We start from the raw sequence: 20,577 nt of genomic DNA, 5'->3' as shown, positions 1-20,577 counted from the left end.
GCATGGCTGAAATCGCGCGCGAAATTCTGCACGTCAACCTAGAAGACGAGATGCGTCAGTCGTATCTCGACTATGCGATGAGCGTCATCGTCGGGCGCGCTCTGCCCGACGTGCGCGACGGCTTGAAGCCGGTCCATCGTCGCATCCTGTTCGCGATGCATGAGAGCAATAACGTCTACTCCCGCCCGTATGTGAAGTGCGCGCGCGTGGTCGGTGACGTGCTCGGTAAATATCACCCGCACGGCGACACGTCGGCTTACGACGCGCTGGTGCGCATGGCGCAGAACTTCTCGATGCGCTACCAGCTGGTCGACGGCCAGGGCAACTTCGGCTCGGTGGACGGCGATCCGCCGGCGGCCTACCGCTACACCGAGTGCCGCATGACCGCGCTGGCGAGCGAGCTGCTCGCCGACATCGACCGCGAGACCGTGGATTTCGTCGACAACTACGACGGCAAGGAACAAGAGCCGGTCGTGCTGCCGACGCGCGTGCCGAACCTGCTGGTGAACGGCTCGGCCGGCATCGCGGTCGGCATGGCCACCAACATCCCGCCGCACAACCTGGGCGAAGTGATCAGCGCGTGTATCGCGCTCATCGACGATCCCAACGTCTCCATCGCCGCCCTGATGCAGCTCGTGCCGGGCCCGGATTTTCCGACCGCCGGCATCATCAACGGCTCAGCGGAAATCGCCCAGGCGTATCTGACCGGCCGCGGCCGCGTCTATGTCCGCGCCCGCACCGAGATCGAAGAAGACGACAAAGGTCGGCAAGCCATCATCATCACCGAGCTGCCGTACCAGGTGAACAAGGCGCGTCTGCTCGAGCGCATCGCCGAGCTGGTGCGCGAGAAGATCATCGACGGCATCGCTTCCGACGGCTTGCGCGATGAGTCCGATAAGGACGGCATGCGCGTGGTCATCGAGCTCAAGCGCGGCGAGGTGGCCGACATCGTGCTCAACAAGCTGTTCAAGCACACGCCGATGGAAACGGTGTTCGGCATGAACATGGTCGCCTTGCAGGACGGACAGCCCAAGCTGTTCAACCTGAAGGAGATGCTCGAAGCCTTCGTGCGTCATCGCCGCGAAGTCGTCACTCGTCGCACGATTTTCGACCTGCGCAAGGCGCGCGAGCGTGCGCACATTTTGGAAGGCCTCGCGGTCGCGCTGGCCAATATCGACGAAGTCATCGCCCTGATCCGCTCCTCGCCGAACGCGGCCGAAGCGAAGGTCGCGTTGATGGGCCGGCTGTGGACGTCGGGCGCCGTGCCCGCAATGTTGGAACGGGCCGGCGGCGTGAACGCGCGCCTCGAAGGGCTGTCGATCGAGTTCGGTCTGGTCGAAGGCGGCTACCGGCTGTCGGATGCGCAGGCGCAGGCCATTCTGGACATGCGGCTGCACCGCCTGACCGGTCTCGAGCAGGACAAGATCATCGCCGAGTTCCAGGAGCTGCTGGAGCAGATCAAAGATCTGAGCGACATCCTGGCGCGCCCGGAGCGGCTGCTGCAGGTGATCCGCGCCGAGCTGGAAGAGATCAAGGCCAAGTACGCCGATCCGCGTCGCACGCAAATCGTCCAGGATCATTCCGATCTGACCATCGAAGATCTGATCGAACAGCAGGACGTGGTGGTCACACTGTCGCACGGCGGTTACGCGAAAGCGCAGCCCGTGACGGAATATCGGGCGCAGCGTCGCGGCGGCCGAGGCAAGGCGGCGACGGCGATGAAGGACGAGGACTTCGTCGACAAGCTGTTCATCGCCAATACCCACGACACGCTGCTGTGCTTCTCCAGCACCGGCAAGATGTATTGGTTGAAGGTGTATCAGCTGCCGCAGGCGAGCCGTGGCTCGCGCGGCAAGCCGATCGTGAATCTCCTGCCGCTGCAGGAAGGCGAGCGCATCAACGCCGTGCTGCCCATCCACGAATTCGAAACGAACAAGTTCGTGTTCATGGTGACCGCGGCGGGCACGGTGAAAAAGACGTCGCTCGAAGCGTTCTCGCGCCCGCGCCAGGCCGGCATCATCGCCATCGAGCTGGAGCAGGGCGATCGCCTGGTCGGCGTCGACATCACCGACGGCACCAAACAGATCATCCTGTGCTCGAGCGGCGGCAAGGCCATCCGCTTCGACGAGAACGACGTGCGTCCGATGGGGCGCACAGCCGCCGGTGTTCGAGGCATTCGCTTGCCGGAACCGCCTGCTCCCGCGGACGGAGTGGTGCCCACCAAGGAAGAGGTCATCTCGCTCATCATCGTCGACGAGCAGGGCATGGTGCTCACCGCGTCCGAGAATGGCTACGGCAAACGCACCGCCATCGAGGACTTCCCAGTGCACGGTCGCGGCGGCCAGGGCGTGATCGCATTGCAAATCAGCGAGCGAAATGGTCGGATGGTGGGCGCGCTGCTGGTCAAGCCGGAAGACGAGATCATGCTGATCAGCTCCGGCGGCACGCTGGTGCGCACCCAGGTCAACGAAATCTCCGTGCAAGGCCGTAACACTCAAGGTGTGCGCCTGATTCGCGTCGATGAAGGCGATCGCCTGGTCGGCCTGGAGCGCATCGCTTCCGACGGCGCTGCTGGAGAAGCGGGTGCTGAGGGCGGCGAGGGTGCAGACGTTGGCGAAGGATCCGAAGGCGCTGGCGAAGGCCCTTCTGACGGCCCATCCGAAGGTAACGATGGCGGCGGAGCCGCCGAGTAACTGAACAGGTTTCCGACATGAGAGTTTTCAATTTCTCTCCCGGTCCGGCCGTGTTGCCACAGGAAGTGCTCGAGCAGGCGCGCGAGGAGCTGCTCGACTGGCGCGGCACCGGCATGTCGGTCATGGAAATGAGCCATCGGGGCAAGGCGTTCATTTCGATCGCCGAGCAAGCCGAGGCGGATCTGCGCGAGCTGCTGTCGGTGCCGAAGAACTACAAGGTACTGTTCCTGCAAGGCGGCGCGTTCGGGCAGTTCGCGGCCGTGCCGATGAACCTGTCCAAGCCCGACAGCGTCGTGGACTACGTGAACACGGGCGCCTGGTCGAAGAAGGCGATTGGCGAGGCCAAGCACTACGCGAAAGTGAATGTCGCCGCCGACGCCGGCGAGCCGTACACCTCGATCCCCGGGCTGTCGAGCTGGAAGGTCAACGACAACGCCGCGTATCTGCACTACACGCCGAACGAAACCATCGGCGGCGTCGAGTTTCATTTCGTGCCCGAGCTGAAAAGCGGCGTGCCGCTGGTTGCCGATATGTCTTCGACCCTGCTGTCGCGGCCTATCGACGTTTCCAAGTTCGGTGTGATCTACGGTGGCGCACAGAAGAACGTCGGCCCGGCCGGGCTCACGCTGGTGATAGTGCGAGAAGACCTGCTCGGTCACGCACGTCCGGGCACCCCTGCGTTCATGGACTACGGCGCCATGGCGAAGGAAGGCTCGATGCTCAACACGCCGCCGACTTACGCCTGGTACATGGCGGGTCTCGTGTTCCAGTGGCTGAAACGTCAGGGCGGCTTGAAGGGCATGGCCGAGATCAATCGTCGCAAGGCGGAGTTGCTGTACGCGACCATCGACAGCTCGTCGTTCTATAAGAACCCGGTGGCGAAGGATGCGCGGTCGTGGATGAATATTCCTTTCACGCTGGCGCGGCCGGAGCTGGACAAGACCTTCACCGCCGAAGCGAAGGACGCGGGGCTGGTGACGTTGGAAGGCCATCGCTCGGTCGGTGGCATGCGCGCCAGTATCTATAACGCCATGCCGTTGGCGGGCGTCGAAGCGCTCGTGAACTTCATGAAGGAATTCGAGCGCAAGCACGCTTAAACGGGCACTCTAATTGACCAAGGACTGGTCAGAAGCGTCGAGGGGAGCGATGTGGCTTATCGGATCCTGATGCTGAATAACATCTCCGTGCGCGGACTCGAACGTCTGCCACGGGATCGATATGAAGTGGCCTCCGCGCTGAGTAATCCCGACGCCGTGCTGGTCCGCTCGGCGGACATGCACTCTCTCGACATTCCTTCCAGCGTGATCGCCGTCGGCCGGGCCGGCGCCGGCACCAACAATATTCCCGTCGCTCGTCTCTCCAAGCTCGGCGTGCCGGTGTTCAACGCGCCGGGCGCGAATGCGAACGCTGTAAAAGAGCTCGTCATCGCCGGTTTGTTTCTCGCCGCCCGCAACATCTGTCAGGCCTGGGACTACGCGCGCACGCTCAAGGGCTCGGACGAAGAGATCGATGTCGCGGTCGAGCAGGGCAAGAAGAAGTTTGTCGGCTATGAGCTGCCGGGGCGCACGCTGGGTGTCATCGGCCTGGGTGCGGTGGGCGTCGAAGTAGCGAACGCGGCGCATCTGCTCGGCATGCGCGTGCTGGGGTTCGATCCCCAAATTACAGTGCAGCGAGCATGGCAGCTGTCCTCCGGCGTGGAGCAGGCGTTGTCGCTGGACGATCTGTTCTCACGCTGCGATATGGTGACCGTGCACGTGCCGTTGCTGGAACAGACACGTGGCTTCGTCAATGCCGCGCGGTTGCGGCTGCTGAAAGAGAAGGGCGTCGTGCTCAACTTTTCGCGCGCCGGCATCGTCGATGAGCCGGCGATCCTGGAGTCTCTCGAGGCGGGCAAGCTCGGTGCTTATATCTGCGACTTCCCGACCAACCTGCTGAAGCACCATCCAAAGGTCGTGGCGCTGCCGCATCTCGGTGCATCGACCGGCGAGGCCGAGGAAAACTGCGCCATCATGGTCGCCGACACCCTCAAGGATTTCCTGGAGAACGGCAACATCCGCCATTCGGTCAATTTCCCGGAGGCCGTGCTGCCGCGGACGCTCAATGCGACCCGGCTATCCATCGCCAACGAAAACGTGCCGAACATGGTCGGACAGATCTCCACCGCGCTGGCCGCCGCCAACCTCAACATCGCCGACCTGTTGAACAAGTCGCGGGGCGGGCTGGCCTACACGCTGATCGACATCGACGGCAGCGTGCCGGCCCCGGTGCTGGAGCAGATCCGGAAAATCGAGGGTGTGCTGAACGTACGTGCGTTATAGCCGGTGACGCTGGCAAAATGGCGGGATGAAACAACATTCCAAATTAAGACGGGCCAAAGCTGGCAAGTCCCCCGCTCCCGGCAAGCAGAAAAAGGCGCCCGCCGCTCCCAAACTGGCCCCGGTGCCGGCGAGCCCGCAGCTGAGCTCGATTCGCGAGCAGATCGACGACATCGATCAGCGCATCCACGAGCTGTTGAACGAAAGGGCACGCTGGGCCCAGCAAGTGGGTCTTTCCAAGCGCGGCGAGGGACTGAGCACCGCGGACTTCTACAAGCCCGAGCGCGAAGCTCAGGTATTGCGCAAGGCCATCGAGCGTAACAACGGACCGCTGCGCAACGACGAAATCGTGCGCCTGTTCCGAGAAATCATGTCCGCCTGCCTGGCGCAGCAGGAGCCGCTGAAGATCGCGTTCCTGGGACCCGAAGGCACGTTCTCTCAGCAAGCCGTGCTGAAGCACTTCGGCCACTCGGTGCGGGCGTTGCCGCTGCCGGCCATCAGCGAAGTGTTCGAGGAAGTGCAGGCCGGGCACGCCGACTTCGGCGTGGTGCCCATCGAGAACTCCACCGAAGGCACGGTCAATCACACGCTGGATATGTTTCTGAACTCGCCGCTCAAGATCTGCGGCGAGATCGAGCTGCGCATCCGCCAACACCTGATGGGCAAGATGAAAGGCCTGCAGAAGATCGCGCGCGTGTGCTCGCATCCGCAGTCGCTGGCGCAGTGTCGTCAGTGGCTGGATGAGCATTTGCCGAACATCGAGCGCGTGCCGGTGACCAGCAATGCCGAAGCAGCGCGTCGCGCACGTGACGAAGAGGGGACCGCCGCGATTGCCGGCGAGGCCGCCGCCGAAGTTTACGGGCTGAGCGTGCTCGTCCCTGAGATCGAGGACACGGCGGACAACACCACACGCTTCCTGGTGATCGGTCGCAAGCTGTTCAGCGCCAGCGGTCAAGACAAGACGACGCTGCTGGTCTCGGCCGGCGATACGCAATCGCCCGGCGCCTTGCATCGGCTGCTCGGCCCGCTGGCCGCCAACAACATCACCATGACGCGCATCGAGTCACGGCCGTCGCGCAAGCGCAAGTGGGACTATGTGTTCTTCATCGACGTGGTCGGTCACGCCGAACAGCCGCCGTTGCAGACGGCGCTGGAAGAGCTGAAACAGGCATCGACGCTGTTCCGCGTGCTCGGCTCGTATCCGGCCGCGGTGCTGTGAGTTAACCTACCCACACTGGCAACCCCCTCGTAAGAATTCGATGTCCCATTACATAGTCGAGCCCGTTTCTGGCGTCTCCGGCGCGGTCCGCGTACCGGGCGATAAGTCCGTCTCTCATCGCTCGCTCATGCTCGGGAGCATCGCCGACGGCGTGACCGAGGTGAGCGGGTTTCTGGAAAGCGAAGACTGCCTGTCGACCATGAAAGCCATGCGCGCGCTGGGCGTGCGCATCGAGCAGATCGGGCCGCAGGCAGTGCGCGTGCATGGCGTCGGCATGCGCGGCTTGAAGCCGGCGAATCATGCACTGGACATGGGCAACTCGGGCACGGCGATGCGTTTGATGACCGGCCTGTTGTCGGGCCAGTCGTTCGACAGCGAGCTGATCGGCGACTCGTCGCTGATGAAGCGACCGATGGAGCGCGCGGCCAAGCCGCTGCGTGAGATGGGCGCGCGCATCGAGACGCTCGACGGCAAGCCGCCGGTGAAAATCAAAGGCGGCCCGACGTTGAAGGGCATTCGTTACGAACTGCCGGTGGCCAGCGCGCAAGTGAAATCCGCCGTGCTGCTCGCCGGGTTATATGCAAACACGCCGACGACTGTGATCGAACCTGCGATCACGCGCGATCACACCGAGCGCATGCTGCTGACCTTTGGCTGCCAGGTCGACGCGGCTCACGGCGAAGTATCCTTGACGCCGCCCACCAAGCTCAAAGCGTGCACTCTGGAAGTGCCTGGAGATTTCTCCTCGTCGGCGTTCTTCATGGTTGCGGGCTCGATCAATCCCAAAAAGGATGCGGTGCTGACCATCACCGGCGTCGGCGTCAATCCGACGCGCACCGGCTTGCTGGACATCCTGGCGTTGATGGGCGCGGATCTGCGCGTAGTGAATCACCGCTCCGCGGGCGCCGAGCCGGTCGCCGATATCGAAGTGCGTCCGGCGCAATTGAAAGGCATTCATGTGCCGGAACATCTGGTGCCGCTGGCCATCGATGAATTCCCCGTGCTGTTCGTGGCCGCCGCCTGCGCGCAGGGCGAGACCATCGTCACCGGCGCGGAAGAGCTGCGTGTGAAAGAGAGCGATCGCATCGCTGTGATGGCCGAGGGTTTGAAGGCCATGGGCGTGACTTGCGAAGTCCTGCCCGACGGCATCCGCATTCAAGGCCGTCCGGAAGGCAAAGTATTCTCGGGTGGCACCGTCGACAGCCATGGCGATCATCGAATCGCCATGTCGTTCTCGGTGGCCAGCCTGCGCGCGGCCGCGCCGATCAAGATTCTCGATGTGGCCAACGTGGCCACCTCGTTCCCCGATTTCCCGGGTACGGCCGCGTCCGCCGGGCTGAAAGTCGTCGTGCATGACTGATAGCGTTCCGATTCTGACCATCGACGGCCCCAGCGGCTCGGGCAAGGGCACCATCGCCCGCCGGGTCGCCGATCAGCTGGGCTGGCACCTGCTCGATAGCGGTGCTTTGTACCGATTGGTCGCTTTCGCGGGGCAGCGTCGGGGGCTCGGGCGGGACGACCAGGCTGCGCACGAACGCGTCGCCGAGCAGCTGGATGTCAGATTTGGCCTGGCCCCGGACGGGGGCGAGCAGATCTGGCTGGAAGGCCAGGAGGTCAGCCAGGCTATCCGGACCGAGCAGGCCGGCGAGGGCGCCTCCCGAGTGGGGGCCATGCCGGGCGTCCGTGCGGCCCTATTAGAGCGCCAGCGTGCATTTGCCAAGCCGCCCGGGCTGGTGGCCGACGGCCGGGACATGGGCACCGTGGTTTTTCCCTCCGCCGCCCTCAAGATCTACCTCACGGCGAGCGCCGAAGAGCGCGCCCGTCGCCGCTATAACCAGTTGAAAGACAAGGGTCTGGATGCTAACCTCGCCGCCCTTTCGCTGGACATCGCCGAGCGTGACCGACGCGACGCAAGCCGCCCGATCGCCCCGCTAAAGCCTGCGGATGACGCGCTGATCGTGGACTCCACCTCGATGACGATTGACGCCGTCCTGGCCAGAGTTCTGGAGCTGGCCGCCGCGCGCTTCGGCCACATCTGATGAATGTGGGCTGATCTAAGCTGAAAGTGTTTCTGTCTTGATTTCTTGGTACCGCGCCGGATGCGCGGCTCGATGCAACAACCCCTGCTCGGACCGGATGCCGACAGGATAAACACGCGGGCTCATCGTGGCCCTGGAAATACTCATGACCGAAAGTTTTGCGCAACTGTTCGAAGAAAGTCTGGCCTCCCAACGGATCAAGCCAGGCGCCATCCTCACCGGCCGAGTGGTGGAAGTCGGGCCCGACGTGGTGCTCGTCAACGCCGGCCTGAAGAGCGAGGCGGTGATTCCGGTCGAGCAATTCAAGAACGACCGTGGCGAAATCGAAGTTAGCGTCGGCGACGACGTCGAGGTGGCCCTCGACAGCGTCGAAGACGGCAATGGCGAAACGCGCCTGTCGCGCGAAAAAGCCAAGCGCGCCCGCACCTGGTCGCGTCTCGAGCAGGCGTTCGAGAAGCAGGAGATCGTCAAGGGCATCATCAACGGCCGCGTCAAGGGCGGCTTCACCGTCGAGATCGACTTCGTCCGCGCGTTCCTGCCCGGCTCGCTGGTCGATGTGCGTCCGGTGCGCGATCCCTCGTACCTCGAAGGCAAGACCCTCGAATTCAAGGTCATCAAGCTGGACCAGAAGCGCAACAACGTCGTGGTCTCGCGCCGCGCCGTGGTCGAGCAGGAGTACAGCGCCGAGCGTTCCGAGCTGCTCGAGAAGCTGCAGGAAGGCGCGGTGGTCAAGGGCACGGTCAAGAACCTCACCGATTACGGTGCGTTCGTGGACCTCGGCGGCATCGACGGCCTGCTGCACATCACCGACATGGCGTGGAAGCGCGTCAAGCATCCGTCGGAAGTCGTCACCGTGGGTGACGAGATCGACGTGCGCATCCTGAAGTTCGATCGCGAGCGTCAGCGCGTCAGCCTCGGCATCAAGCAGCTCGGCAACGATCCGTGGCAGGCCATCGGCCGCCGCTATCCGACCGGCACGCGCTTGTTCGGCAAGGTCACCAACATCGCCGACTACGGCTGCTTCGTGGAAATCGAAGAGGGCGTGGAAGGTCTGGTGCACGTGTCCGAAATGGACTGGACCAACAAGAACGTGAATCCTTCCAAGGTCGTGCACATCGGCCAGGAAGTGGAAGTCATGGTGCTGGACATCGACGAGGAGCGTCGTCGTATCAGCCTCGGCATCAAGCAGTGTCAGTCGAACCCGTGGAAGGACTTCGGCGACAACTACAACCGTGGCGACAAGGTCAGCGGTCAGATCAAGTCGATCACCGATTTCGGTATCTTCATCGGTCTGTCGGGCGGCATCGACGGTCTGGTGCACCTGTCCGATATCTCCTGGGATATCCCGGGCGAAGAGGCGGTGCGCAATTATCAGAAGGGTCAGCAGGTCGAAGCCATGGTGCTGTCGATCGATCCGGAGCGCGAGCGTATTTCGCTGGGCATCAAGCAGCTGGCGAAGGACCCGTTCTCGACCTGGATCGCCGAGCATCCGAAGGGCACGATCGTCAAAGGCACGGTGCGTGAAGTCGACGCCAAGGGCGCGATCATCGACCTGGGCGGCGGCGTGGAAGGCCACCTGCGCGCTTCCGAGCTGTCGCGTGACCGCGTGGAAGACGCTCGTACGGTGCTGAAGGTCGACCAGGAAGTGGAAGCCCGCTTCACCAACGTCGATCGCAAGAGCCGGACGATTGCTCTGTCGATCAAGGCGAAGGAAATCCACGAGGAAGCCGAGGCGGTGTCCAACTACCGCACTGGCGAGACCTCCAGTGGCACGAGCCTTGGCGATCTGCTGAAGGAGCACATCGGAAGCCAGGACAACTAACCTGTTCCGAGCGACACTCAGCGGCACGGCGGTGGACCTTCACCGCCGTGCTTGTCGCTCAAAGGCAGGTTCCGTGGAAGAACAACAACGGGCCCGAGCATGACCAAATCGGAACTCATCGAGCTCATTGCAGCCAAGCAGAAACATTTGCCAGCCAAGGACGTGGAGCTGGCGGTGAAGCAGGTGCTGGAAATCATGAGCGATGCGCTCGCGCAAGGCGGCCGCATCGAGATCCGTGGCTTCGGCAGCTTCTCCCTGCATTTCCGTCCGCCGCGTCAGGGCCGCAATCCCAAGACCGGCGAGACCGTCGCGCTGTCTGGCAAATACGTGCCGCACTTCAAACCCGGCAAGGATCTGCGCGAGCGCGTCAACGATGGGGCGGATAGCCCGATCCGGGACTAATTTTCATCTCCAGTTGTTAGACTAGGGACCTATGTCCCGCGTGGTCTTTTTCTTCTCGGTTGCATTGGCTGCGCTGGTGGCGTTGTTCGTCAGCGCCATGAATCTCGATCGCGTCGAGGTGGAGCTGGCGTTCCTGCGGATCGCGACGCCGCTCGGGCTGGCGCTGGTGGTGGCGTTCGTCGCCGGGCTGGTGGCGGGCTTGATCTGGCGTGTCTACTGGGTGGCCGAACTGCTCAACGAGCGGGGCCGCTTGCGACGCGCGTTGCGGCTGGCCGAGCAGAAGGCGCGCGCCGCCGCGGCGACCGGGGAAAATGCCGGCTGATCCGCCGTCCTTATTGCTGATCGCCGCGCTGTTCGTCGCCGCAGCCGCCGGCTGGCTGTTCGGCCGCTATCGTTCCGCTCCCCGTTCCGGGCCCGCGGGCAACAAAGTCTCCAGCAAAATCTCGGAAGAATATTTCCGGGGGCTGGGCTTCCTGCTCGACGAAGAGCCGGACAAGGCGCTGGAAGTGTTCCTGCGCATGGTCGATGTCGATAACGACACGGTCGAGACGCACTTCGCGCTGGGCAATTTGTATCGCCGGCGCGGCGAAGTGGAACGCGCCATCCGCGTTCACGAAAACATCATGGCGCGCCCATCGCTCAGCGACGAGCATCGCGTGCATGCCATGTTTGCATTGGGCGAGGATTACTTCCGCGCCGGGCTGTTCGATCGCGCCGAACGTTTGTTTCTGCAGCTCGCCGACGGCGGCGGCCGGCACGTACCGGCGTTGCGTTATTTGTTACGGATTTATGAGCAGCAGCGCGATTGGGAGCAGGCCATCGCCGTGCATCGACGGCTGGTCGCGGTGGCGTCTCCGGAACATCCCACGGCTATCGCTCACTATCACTGCGAGCTTGCCGAGCAACTGCGCGCCAAAGGCGACTTCGAGGGCGCGCGGCACCAGCTGCACCTGGCGCGTGAGGAGCAACGTAACTTTCCGCGGGGCGCGCTAATTCGAGCCGATATCGCGCTCGATATGAATCAACCGGAGCTCGCGGCGTTGTTGTGCCAGCGTGCGGTGGAGTTACATCCAAAACTGCTGACGCTGGCCTTGCCACGGGTGATGCGTGCAATGCGCGACACCGACGCGAGCGAAATCGAGCGACGCTTTCGCGCGTGGATGCGGCCCGATCCAGTGGCGCGCGCCGAGCTTGCATACTCCGCCATCGTCGCGGGTTTGGAACAAGAGCCGTTCGTACGCGAATGTTTGCCAGACCTGCTGCGTGAAGACCCGACGCTCGGTGAAATCATCACCGCCATCAGCGGCGATCCTGCGCACCTCACAGCCGAGCAACGTACGGCGTTGGCCACCGCGCTGGGACGAATCCTCCGCCGCACACAACGCTATCGCTGCGTGGACTGCGGCTTCGCGAGCTCCTCACATTTCTGGCAATGCCCCGGCTGCCGCAGCTGGGACGCCTTCGCACCCGTCGCCTTGCTCGATCTCACACCGGGCATGCACCGTCGCTAGCTCAATCAGTGAGCATTGTGTGAGCGATTAATTGGGCTTTTGCCCCGTTATCGGTCATTTCGGGCCGCGCGACACGCTCGACAATCTCCCGCGACGGACGCCGAGGGGCATCCGCGACTCAACTACCTTCATTCATCTGCATTCAAGGAGCGAATCATGTCGATGCGATACGCAATGCAACTGTTGATCTGCAGTCTGCTGCCGGTGACGGTCTGGGCCGGCCCGGTGGACATCAACAGCGCCGACGCCGCCACCATCGCCAAGGAGCTGCAAGGTATCGGGCTCAGCAAGGCGGAGGACATCGTCGCCTACCGCGAAAAGAACGGCGCCTTCAAGAGCGCCGACGAGCTGCGCAAGATCAAAGGCATCGGCGCCAAAACTCTGGAACGAAACCGCGCCAACATCCGTATGGATTCGGCGACAGCCGAATCTCGCAAAGGCAGCTGATGGGGCTAAACGCCGACAACCGTGCCCGGTCACCACCGACTGGGCACTTGTCACCCCCCTGGGTGTAATCGGCATGCGATATTATCGGCGTCGCTCCTTTTAAGCCTTAACGCGGAGATGTGCAGTGGCGAAAGTATCGACGACAGAAATCAGGACGGCGGTGTTTCCGGTGGCGGGGCGCGGCACGCGCTTTTTGCCGGCCACCAAGGCCAGCCCCAAGGAGATGTTGCCCATCGTCGACAAGCCGCTGATCCAATACGCCGCCGAAGAGGCGCTCGCGGCCGGCGCGCGCAAGCTGGTGTTCATCACCGGCAGCTCCAAGCGCGCCATCGAAGATCACTTCGATTCGGATCACGAGCTGGAGGAGGCATTGGAGGCGCAGGGCAAGAAGGATCTGCTCAAAGCGTTGAAAGACATCGTGCCCTCGTGGGCCAGCTGTATCTATATCCGTCAGCCCTCGCCGTTGGGTCTGGGCCACGCCGTGTTGTGCGCCAAGCCCGTGGTGGGCGACGAGCCGTTCTTCGTGCACCTCGCGGACGACTTGATCGACGCGCCCACGCCGTGTCTGCGGCAGATGGCTCAAGTGCATGCGGAGCGTGGCGGTAGTGTGCTCGGCGTGGAAACAGTGCCGCGCGCCGAAACGGACAAGTACGGCATCGTCGCGACCGAAGAGCGCGAAGGCCGCATCAGCACCGTCAAACAGATCGTCGAGAAGCCGCGTCCGTCGAATGCGCCGTCGACGCTGGCGGTGGTCGGACGTTATCTGCTGTCGCCGACGATTTTCGCCAAGCTCGAGAACACCGGTCGCGGCGCGGGCGGCGAGATTCAGTTGACCGACGCCATCGCCGATCTGCTCGGCGAAGAGTCGGTGTACGCGTACGAGTTCGAGGGCAAGCGCTACGACTGCGGCAGCAAGCTCGGTTATCTGCAGGCGACGGTGGAGTACGGCCTGAAGCACGAAAGCCTCGGCACCAAGTTCCACGATTATCTGCGCAACCTCGCCACGACCACGCTGGCGCCCAAGAGCTAGTTTATAACTTCCTTGGCCGCGGGCCTTGGCGGGCTCGCGGCCATTTCGTACTCATCCGTCTCTTTCGAGTCTGTTTCTTTCGAGACCAATCATGTCAGCCAACTCAGACCTGCATAATAGGCGCAACGCTGCGCTCACCAAGGGCATGTCCACCATGCTGCCCGTTTACATCGAAAAGGGGCAGAACGCCGAGGTCTGGGACGCCGACGGGCGCCGTTACATCGATTTCGCCGGCGGTATCGCGGTGTTGAACACCGGGCACTTGCATCCACATGTGAAGGCTGCGGTGCTGAAGCAGCTCGACGCCGGCTTCACACATACTTGTGTGATGATCACGCCGTATCGAGTGGCGGTGGAGTTGGCCGAGAAGCTCAACGCGATCGCGCCGGGCCCGACGCCGAAGAAGACCATGCTGGTGACCACGGGCGCGGAAGCGGTCGAGAACGCCGTCAAGATCGCGCGTGCTCACACCGGTCGCTCCGCGGTGATCGCTTTCGGCGGCAGCTTCCATGGCCGTACCTACATGGCGATGGCGCTCACTGGCAAGGTGTCTCCATACAAGGTGGGTTTCGGTCCGTTCCCTGGCGATGTTTATCACGTGCCGTATCCCGTGACTTACCACGGCGTGTCGACTGAAGACAGCCTCGCGGCGCTGGATCAGCTGTTCAAAACCGACGTCGAGCCTTCGCGCGTCGCCGCCATCATCATCGAGCCGGTGCTGGGCGAGGGTGGTTTCTACGCCGCGCCTCCCGAGTTCCTCAAGGCGCTGCGCGCGCTTTGTGACAAGCACGGCATCGTGTTCATCGCCGACGAAATCCAGACCGGCTTCGCGCGCACCGGCAAGATGTTTGCTATCGAGCATTACGGCGTCGAGCCGGATCTGATGACGATGGCGAAGAGCCTCGCCGGCGGTTTCCCGCTCGCGGCCGTGGTCGGCAAACAGCAGATCATGGACGCGCCGATTACCGGCGGCCTCGGTGGTACGTACGCGGGCTCGGCGGTGAGCTGTGCGGCCGCGCTTGCCGTGATCGAAGTGATGGAAAAGGAAAAGCTGCCGGCGCGTGCCGTGAAGGTCGGTGAGATCCTCACTCAGCGGCTGCGCAAGCTGCAGGCCGAGTTCAGCTGCGTTGGTGAAGTGCGTGGCTTGGGTGCGATGGTCGCGATGGAGCTGGTGCGTAATCGCGATCCGCATGCACCCGATGCGGATCTTGCGAAGGCGCTGGTTCAGCGCGCGGCGGCCAATGGCCTGGTGCTGTTGTCATGCGGCGTCTACGGCAACGTCATTCGTCTGCTGGTGCCGCTCACGGCCTCCGATGCCATCGTCAACGAAGGCCTCGACATCATCGAGAAGTCACTCCGGGAAGTGATTGCGGCGACGACGCCGGTGGCTGCGACCGGCTGAGCTGTTCGCCACCTTACGGCGGCGGGGGCCTGGAAGCGCCAGCGGCAACAGGCCCAGGAACAGCAACCACCAATCGAAGTTACCGCCGCCACCGTCGCCCGTGCCGATCGGCGTAGTGGCCGGCGGTGGCTGCTGCGGCTCGGGCGCCGTGGTGGTCACCATCGCGAAGTCGGTGTCGTCGGTGGCGCCCTGATCGTCCGTCACCCGCAGTCGCAGGGTGAAGCGACTATTGCCATTCACTTGCAACGTCGTCGACGCGGCCGCCGTGTCGACGATGTTCGGCGTGGCGCCCGTCACGTTGAGCACACTCCACTGATACGAAGCGATGGTGCGATCCCGCGCGCCGAAGCTGTTGCTGCCGCTGATGTTCACGGCGACATTCGGATCGAAGGTGCCGGTCGATTGCACGATGCCGAAAGGTTTCTGCGCGGCGGTCACCGCGGCGAACGTGTTGAGCATGCCGGCGCCGCAAGTCAAGGTAGTGCAAATGCATTCGCCGCCCTGTACGAAATTCGTCGGCACGCGGCAGATCGCCGTCGTCGTCGCGCTCGACATGGGGAAGGGCATGGCCGATTCCTGTAACAACGTCGTGAACGCCGCCGGCGTGAGTCGCGGATTCACGTCGTGCATCAAGGCCGCCGCGCCTGCCACCAGCGGCGCGGAGAAGCTGGTGCCGAAGTTAGGTCGGCTGACGGCGTCGCTCTGAATGTTGCCATCGGTGGCCGGACCCGTTGTGCCGGTATTGAGCGGCACCTGGATGTGGTACACGCAGGGCGCAGCCTCGCTGAAGGGCGGGCCATCGTTCACGCAATTGCCGGCAGGCGCGGCGATATCCGCACCGGGGCCGAGATTGCTGTAGCCGACCTTGGTGCCCGCGTGACGAATACCGCTGACGCCCAGCACACCCGCGCAGTTCGCGGGCGTGCCGACCGGCAGGCCGTCGTTGCCCACCGACGCCACGATCAATGTTCCGGCCGCGGTGATTTCGTCGACGGCGCTCTGATAAGCGGCGCTGCACTCGTCGTTGCCGCCCAGGCTCATGTTGATGATCTTGGCCGGGTTCATGTTGGGCGGCACGTTTTCCACCGGCAGGCCGGCGGCCCAGCGCATGCCGTCGATGATGTCCGAGTCGTCGCCGCCGCATTTGCCGAGCACTCGCACCGGCAGGATGCGAGCCCCCCAGGCAGCGCCAGCGAGACCGACGCCGTCGTTCGAGCCGGCGCCGATCAGCCCCGACACCCGCGTGCCGTGCCACGAGCTCGAGCGGACCGTGCAACCGCTGAAGACGGCGTTGTTCCGATCGGTTTGATTCACCCAGTCGCCAGGATCGCTGGCGTCCTCATCCCAGCCGCCGTCCATGTCGTTGGCCCTCAGCGGGTCGGACACGAAATCGTAACCTTCACGGATCAGCTTGCTTACCAGATCGGGATGATCGAAACGCACGCCGGTATCGAGCACGGCCACCACAGTGCCGGCGCTGCCGGTCGTGATGTCCCAGGCCTGGTCGGTGCGAGTGGCGGCAGGTTGAGCGCTCAGCAAGTACCACTGGTTGGTGACCAGCGGGTCGGACGGAATCTGCTGGATCTGGCGGCGCTTGTCGGCGACCGCGAACTCCACGTCCGGGTCGGCATTGAGCCTATCCAGTACAGCCTGCAGCTCGCTGCCGCTCATGCGATGGTCGAGCTTGAAGACTTCAGTGGTCGGGGTGCTGCGGCGTTTGTGCCGGATCGCCGTGCCCGAGCTGTTGGCGAGCTTGCTGGCGCGCTGAGAGGCGGTGGCCGACAGCGTCTGCTTGGCGCTGCTGCGCCACTTCACGATGATCTGATCGGTGGTGTCCGGCGGCGGCGAGCGCGGCGGACCCTGGTATTCCCGCGACTGTCCCAGCGCCGGGACGGCGACCAGGGCGGACAGCACGATGGCAACGAGCAATTTCATTAGCGATTCCTTGCAGACCCTCGACGAGTTTACGTCGCCCCTCAACATAAGGTAAGCACGCGCTTTGTGTACGGCCGATGAATGTTTTGCGATCCGCTCGCGCCGCTTTCGCAGTCCGAAAAATCCGAATGCAGGCGGCGCGCGAATCGGCTCCAGTCATCCCATTCGGTCATCCACCCATTCGCCCTCACAAACGTCCTGGATTCCGTGACGTAGCGCACGCCGAACATCTTGCGAGCGTCGTCGCCGGGCCGGTAGCATCCATCGCGAATTTAACAATACTCAGCGCGAAACATTCCGGGATGGCGGCAAGTCGCAAGCAATCGCAGGGAGGAGCAAGTGCGGGCGCATTTGTTTCTGCATGTACCAAATCGCAATCATCGGCGCTGGCCCCGCGGGCCTGAGCGCAGCCGCGCGCGCCGCCGCGCGTGATCGGCAGGCGAGGCGCAGCAGCCCAAGTTACATACTGCTCGAAGGCTTCAGCGCCCACGCCAAGACCATCCAGCGCTACCAGAAAGGCAAGCATGTGATGGCCGAGCCCGGCTTCCTGGATCTGCGCAGCGATCTGGGCTTCGGCGCCGGCAGCCGCGAGAAAATTCTGTCGGCGTGGAGCGACGGTCTGCGTCAGCTCAGCGTCAACATTCGTTATAACGCCGAAGTCCGCAAGATCGGCGGCGGCAAGGGCGCGTTCTCGATTCAACTGGTCAGCGGCGAGGTCATCCAGGCCGCGAACGTGGTGCTCGCCATCGGTCTGGAAGGCAATCCCCGCAAGCTCGGCGCGCCGGGCGAGGACCTGGAGCGCGTTCAATATCAGCTCGACGATCCCAAGGAATTCACCAATGAAACCATCCTGGTGGTGGGCGCGGGCGACTCCGCTATCGAAAACGCGCTGGCGCTGGCCGAGCAGAACGACGTCTGGATCTTGAACCGCGGCAAGGAATTCAGCCGCGCCAAGGATGCGAACCTCAACGCCGTGGTCGCGGCGATCACCGATCCGCGCCGGCGCTTGAACTGTTACTACGAGACCAGCATCAAGAGCGTGACTCAGAGTGGCGCGACCATGCCGCTCAGCGTCGTGATGCAGACGCCGGCGGGTGAGAAGACGGTGCAGTGTCATCGCATCGTCGCGCGCCTGGGCGCCATTCCACCGCGCAAATTCGTCGAGTCCATCGGCATCAAATTCCCCAACGAGCGGGCCGATGCGATCCCGGCGCTGTCGCGTCACTATGAGAGTAACGTCCCCGGTGTATACATCATCGGCTCGCTGGCGGGATTCCCGCTGATCAAGCAGGCGATGAACCAGGGCTACGACGTGGTCGAGTTCATCAACGGCAACGACGTGAAGCCGGCCGATCATCCGTTGCTCGAGTACCAGTTCTTCGGCCTGCCGTTCGAGCGCACGGTCGACGAGATCGTCGAACGCTTCCAGACGCTGATCCCGATGTTTCGTGAAATGAATGCGCTGGCGTTTCGCGAGCTGGTGATCGAAAGCGACCTGATGGTGGCGTTCCCGCCGGGCGCGGAGTTCGACGATGCGCGCAAGCGCATGGCTCAGCTCGAGAAGAAGCTGGCCAAGAAAGATCCTCAGCCGCGCATGACGCGGGTGATCCGCGAAGGCGAAGTAATTTACGGGCCCGGCGAATTCGGCACATCGTTCTTCACCATCGTCGACGGCGAAGTGCTGCTGGAAGCCACCGGTCCGCAGAAGATCCGCACGCGGCTGGGGCGCGGCGAGTTCTTCGGCGAGATGAGCTTGCTCTCGGGACGCCCCCGACTGGAAAAGGCCGTGGCGGGTCCGGGTTGCATCCTCGTGGAGACGCCGCGCCGGACGATGCTGAAGCTGATGAACTCCAACGAGGAAGTTCGCAGCGGCATCGACTGGATATTCATCGTGCGCGAATTGCAGCGGCATTTCGCGCCGTTTGCCACGCTCCGTGAGCTGCGGAATATCGCGACCCGCGTGACGCTGCGAAAGCTCAAGGCGGGCGAGATCCTCTTCAGCGAAGGCGAGATGGGCGACTCGCTGTTCGTGTTGCGCTCCGGCGCTATCACTTTGTTACGTCGCCAGGGCGAGGCGGACAAGCTGGTGTCGCAGGTTCGCTCCGGTCAGCTGATCGGCGAAATGGCGCTGATGGGCGACCCGGTTCGACGCGAGACAGCCACCGCGAACGTCGCCGCTGAGTTGATCGAGATCCGACGCCGCGAGTTCCTGGAGCTCACGCGTCGCGATGACGCCCGCCTGGATCCCTTGCAGAAAGATGTGAGCCGGCGCGTCGTCGACAACGCACGCATGCAAGTGCGGCCCGAAGCGGGCACGCTGATGAACTTCCTGATGGACGAGGGCCTCGGCGAGGCGACCAACGTCCTGGTGATCGACGAAGCGCTCTGCGTCGGCTGTGACAATTGCGAAAAGGCCTGCGCGGAAACACACGAAGGCGTCTCGCGGCTGGATCGCGAAGCCGGCGCGACCTTCGCGAACATTCACATTCCCATTTCGTGCCGACACTGCGAGCAGCCTCACTGCATGAAGGACTGCCCGCCGAACGCGTTGCGCCGTTCCGAGAGCGGCGAGGTATACATCAACGAAACCTGCATCGGCTGCGGCAATTGCGAGGCGAACTGCCCGTACGGCGTGATTCGCATGGTTTACGACGCGCCGAAGAAGCCGGGACTGGTGTCGTGGATGATCTTCGCGGCCGGCAGCGGCCCAGGCGAGGAGCCTGATTACAAACCGTCCGCCAAGGCCAAGGAAAAAGGCAAAAAGGCCACCAAGTGCGACGCCTGCGTCGGCATCAAGGGCGGCCCGGCATGCGTGCGCGCCTGCCCGACCGGCGCGGCCATCCGCATCGGCCCGGAGCAGTTCATCGATCTGGTCGAGGAGCGTAAGCGGTGATTCACCGCAATCTCCTTTCCTATCGGGGAGCCCGCTACCTGTGGTGGTCGCTGGGGCTGATCGTCGCGTCGTGTGTTTTGTATCTCACGCAGGGCGATGCGCAGCCACCCAATGGCGGCACCTGGCAGGGCTATGTGCTCGGCACGATCGGCGCGTTGCTGATCGCGTGGCTGACGATGCTGGGCGTTCGCAAGCGCCGTTACAGCTGGACCATGGGCACGGTGCAGGGCTGGACCTCGGCGCACGTTTATCTGGGCTCGGCGCTCATCGTCATCGCCACTCTGCATTCCGGCATGCAGATTGGCTGGAATCTGCACACGTTTTCGTATGTGCTGATGTGTGTGGTGATCCTGAGCGGCTTCTTCGGCTTGTACACGTACATGAGCTTTCCGCAGCTCATTTCTAAGAATCGCGAAGGCGGGGCGCGCTCGGAGTTGTTTGCGGAGTTGTTCGAGCTGGATCGGAACGCACGCTCGGTAGCGAGCCGCTGCGCGCCGGACGTTGCGATCGCCGTCGACAGCAGCATCGAACGAACCACGTTGGGTGGCGGCATCTACTCGCAGCTGTTCAGCCGCGACGATTCTTATTTCATCCGCGGCGAAGGCAAGCCGGTTCGCAACACCGATCAGCAACAGGTCATCGACTTCGTCGGCGCCCGGTTGCCGCGAGCGGCGAAGGGCGCCGAGGCTGCCAACCTGCAACAACTCATCGTGCTGTTGTGCCGGCGGCAGGCCGTCTTGCGACGAATCCGGCGTGACATTCGTTTGTATGGGTGGTTGAAGATCTGGTTGTACTTCCATGTGCCGGTCACCATCGCGCTGCTCATCGCGCTGGTGCTGCACATCGTCGTGACCTTCTTTTACTGGTAG

15 protein-coding genes and 1 pseudogene are annotated in these 20,577 nt (G+C 63.4%); 15 read left to right on the top strand and 1 reads right to left on the bottom strand.

Annotated features, from left to right (window positions below):
* Window positions 1–2 precede the first annotated feature (2 nt).
* The 13 genes and pseudogenes from gyrA (at window position 3) to gabT (ending at window position 14,880) form a co-directional block, all read left to right on the top strand.
* Entirely contained in the window at window positions 3–2,693 is a 2,691-nt protein-coding gene (gene gyrA / locus VGD45_RS22795; RefSeq protein ID WP_331157656.1) for a DNA gyrase subunit A, read from the top strand.
* 17 nt (window positions 2,694–2,710) lie between these two features.
* Window positions 2,711–3,790 carry a 3-phosphoserine/phosphohydroxythreonine transaminase gene (gene serC, locus VGD45_RS22790; protein ID WP_331157655.1) on the top strand — a complete coding sequence of 360 codons (1,080 nt, stop codon included), beginning with the start codon at window positions 2,711–2,713 and terminating at the stop codon, window positions 3,788–3,790.
* A 69-nt stretch (window positions 3,791–3,859) separates the two neighbouring features.
* Entirely contained in the window at window positions 3,860–5,011 is a 1,152-nt protein-coding gene (locus VGD45_RS22785) for a 3-phosphoglycerate dehydrogenase family protein (protein ID WP_349263340.1), read from the top strand.
* A gap of 25 nt (window positions 5,012–5,036) precedes the next feature.
* Complete coding sequence (gene pheA / locus VGD45_RS22780; RefSeq protein WP_331157653.1) at window positions 5,037–6,227, top strand: prephenate dehydratase; 1,191 nt, start codon at window positions 5,037–5,039, stop codon at window positions 6,225–6,227.
* Window positions 6,228–6,276: 49 nt separating this feature from the next.
* A pseudogene (gene aroA / locus VGD45_RS22775) lies at window positions 6,277–7,587 on the top strand (3-phosphoshikimate 1-carboxyvinyltransferase); the annotation flags it as partial.
* On the top strand, window positions 7,580–8,266 hold the full coding sequence (gene cmk, locus VGD45_RS22770) for a (d)CMP kinase (protein ID WP_331157651.1): 687 nt from the start codon (window positions 7,580–7,582) through the stop codon (window positions 8,264–8,266). The pseudogene aroA and the gene cmk, both read left to right, overlap by 8 nt.
* A gap of 145 nt (window positions 8,267–8,411) precedes the next feature.
* Window positions 8,412–10,088, top strand: coding sequence for a 30S ribosomal protein S1 (gene rpsA, locus VGD45_RS22765; RefSeq protein ID WP_331157650.1), 1,677 nt, complete (start codon window positions 8,412–8,414; stop codon window positions 10,086–10,088).
* A 51-nt stretch (window positions 10,089–10,139) separates the two neighbouring features.
* Window positions 10,140–10,490, top strand: coding sequence for an integration host factor subunit beta (locus VGD45_RS22760; protein ID WP_331157649.1), 351 nt, complete (start codon window positions 10,140–10,142; stop codon window positions 10,488–10,490).
* Between the two features lie 31 nt (window positions 10,491–10,521).
* The gene (locus tag VGD45_RS22755; RefSeq protein WP_331157648.1) at window positions 10,522–10,812 is read left to right on the top strand and encodes a hypothetical protein; all 291 of its coding nucleotides are present in this window, start codon (window positions 10,522–10,524) and stop codon (window positions 10,810–10,812) included.
* Complete coding sequence (locus VGD45_RS22750; protein WP_331157647.1) at window positions 10,802–12,001, top strand: tetratricopeptide repeat protein; 1,200 nt, start codon at window positions 10,802–10,804, stop codon at window positions 11,999–12,001. Before VGD45_RS22755 ends, VGD45_RS22750 begins: the two co-directional genes overlap by 11 nt.
* Window positions 12,002–12,157: 156 nt before the next feature.
* Window positions 12,158–12,448: a helix-hairpin-helix domain-containing protein gene (locus tag VGD45_RS22745; RefSeq protein WP_331157646.1), complete on the top strand. Its 291-nt coding sequence runs from the start codon at window positions 12,158–12,160 to the stop codon at window positions 12,446–12,448.
* Between the two features lie 124 nt (window positions 12,449–12,572).
* Window positions 12,573–13,478 (top strand): UTP--glucose-1-phosphate uridylyltransferase GalU, encoded by a 906-nt coding sequence (gene galU / locus VGD45_RS22740; RefSeq protein WP_331157645.1) that lies wholly within the window; start codon window positions 12,573–12,575, stop codon window positions 13,476–13,478.
* 91 nt (window positions 13,479–13,569) lie between these two features.
* Entirely contained in the window at window positions 13,570–14,880 is a 1,311-nt protein-coding gene (gene gabT / locus VGD45_RS22735) for a 4-aminobutyrate--2-oxoglutarate transaminase (RefSeq protein ID WP_331157644.1), read from the top strand.
* Here the strand turns inward: gabT and VGD45_RS22730 are convergent.
* On the bottom strand, window positions 14,830–16,815 hold the full coding sequence (locus VGD45_RS22730) for a S8 family peptidase (protein ID WP_331157643.1): 1,986 nt from the start codon (window positions 16,813–16,815) through the stop codon (window positions 14,830–14,832). The two genes, gabT and VGD45_RS22730, sit on opposite strands and share 51 nt — an antisense overlap.
* 361 nt (window positions 16,816–17,176) lie before the next feature.
* Between VGD45_RS22730 and VGD45_RS22725 the strand changes: the two genes are divergently transcribed.
* Window positions 17,177–19,708 (top strand): cyclic nucleotide-binding domain-containing protein, encoded by a 2,532-nt coding sequence (locus VGD45_RS22725; protein WP_331157642.1) that lies wholly within the window; start codon window positions 17,177–17,179, stop codon window positions 19,706–19,708.
* Window positions 19,705–20,577, top strand: coding sequence for a hypothetical protein (locus VGD45_RS22720; RefSeq protein ID WP_331157641.1), 873 nt, complete (start codon window positions 19,705–19,707; stop codon window positions 20,575–20,577). Before VGD45_RS22725 ends, VGD45_RS22720 begins: the two co-directional genes overlap by 4 nt.

This window comes from Steroidobacter sp. (assembly GCF_036402275.1).
Classification (GTDB): Bacteria; Pseudomonadota; Gammaproteobacteria; order Steroidobacterales; family Steroidobacteraceae; genus Steroidobacter.
The sequence above is the reverse complement of the archived record's forward strand: the minus strand, read 5'-3'. Positions and strand labels throughout refer to the sequence as shown.

Coding starts and splice junctions, on each gene's coding strand:
- cmk (WP_331157651.1), top strand. CDS start 7,580: ATGACTGATAGCGTTCCGATTCTGACCATCGACGGCCCCAGCGGCTCG.
- pheA (WP_331157653.1), top strand. CDS start 5,037: ATGAAACAACATTCCAAATTAAGACGGGCCAAAGCTGGCAAGTCCCCC.
- VGD45_RS22785 (WP_349263340.1), top strand. CDS start 3,860: ATGCTGAATAACATCTCCGTGCGCGGACTCGAACGTCTGCCACGGGAT.
- rpsA (WP_331157650.1), top strand. CDS start 8,412: ATGACCGAAAGTTTTGCGCAACTGTTCGAAGAAAGTCTGGCCTCCCAA.
- VGD45_RS22730 (WP_331157643.1), bottom strand. CDS start 16,815: ATGAAATTGCTCGTTGCCATCGTGCTGTCCGCCCTGGTCGCCGTCCCG.
- gabT (WP_331157644.1), top strand. CDS start 13,570: ATGTCAGCCAACTCAGACCTGCATAATAGGCGCAACGCTGCGCTCACC.
- gyrA (WP_331157656.1), top strand. CDS start 3: ATGGCTGAAATCGCGCGCGAAATTCTGCACGTCAACCTAGAAGACGAG.
- VGD45_RS22725 (WP_331157642.1), top strand. CDS start 17,177: ATGTACCAAATCGCAATCATCGGCGCTGGCCCCGCGGGCCTGAGCGCA.
- VGD45_RS22750 (WP_331157647.1), top strand. CDS start 10,802: ATGCCGGCTGATCCGCCGTCCTTATTGCTGATCGCCGCGCTGTTCGTC.
- serC (WP_331157655.1), top strand. CDS start 2,711: ATGAGAGTTTTCAATTTCTCTCCCGGTCCGGCCGTGTTGCCACAGGAA.
- VGD45_RS22755 (WP_331157648.1), top strand. CDS start 10,522: ATGTCCCGCGTGGTCTTTTTCTTCTCGGTTGCATTGGCTGCGCTGGTG.
- VGD45_RS22745 (WP_331157646.1), top strand. CDS start 12,158: ATGTCGATGCGATACGCAATGCAACTGTTGATCTGCAGTCTGCTGCCG.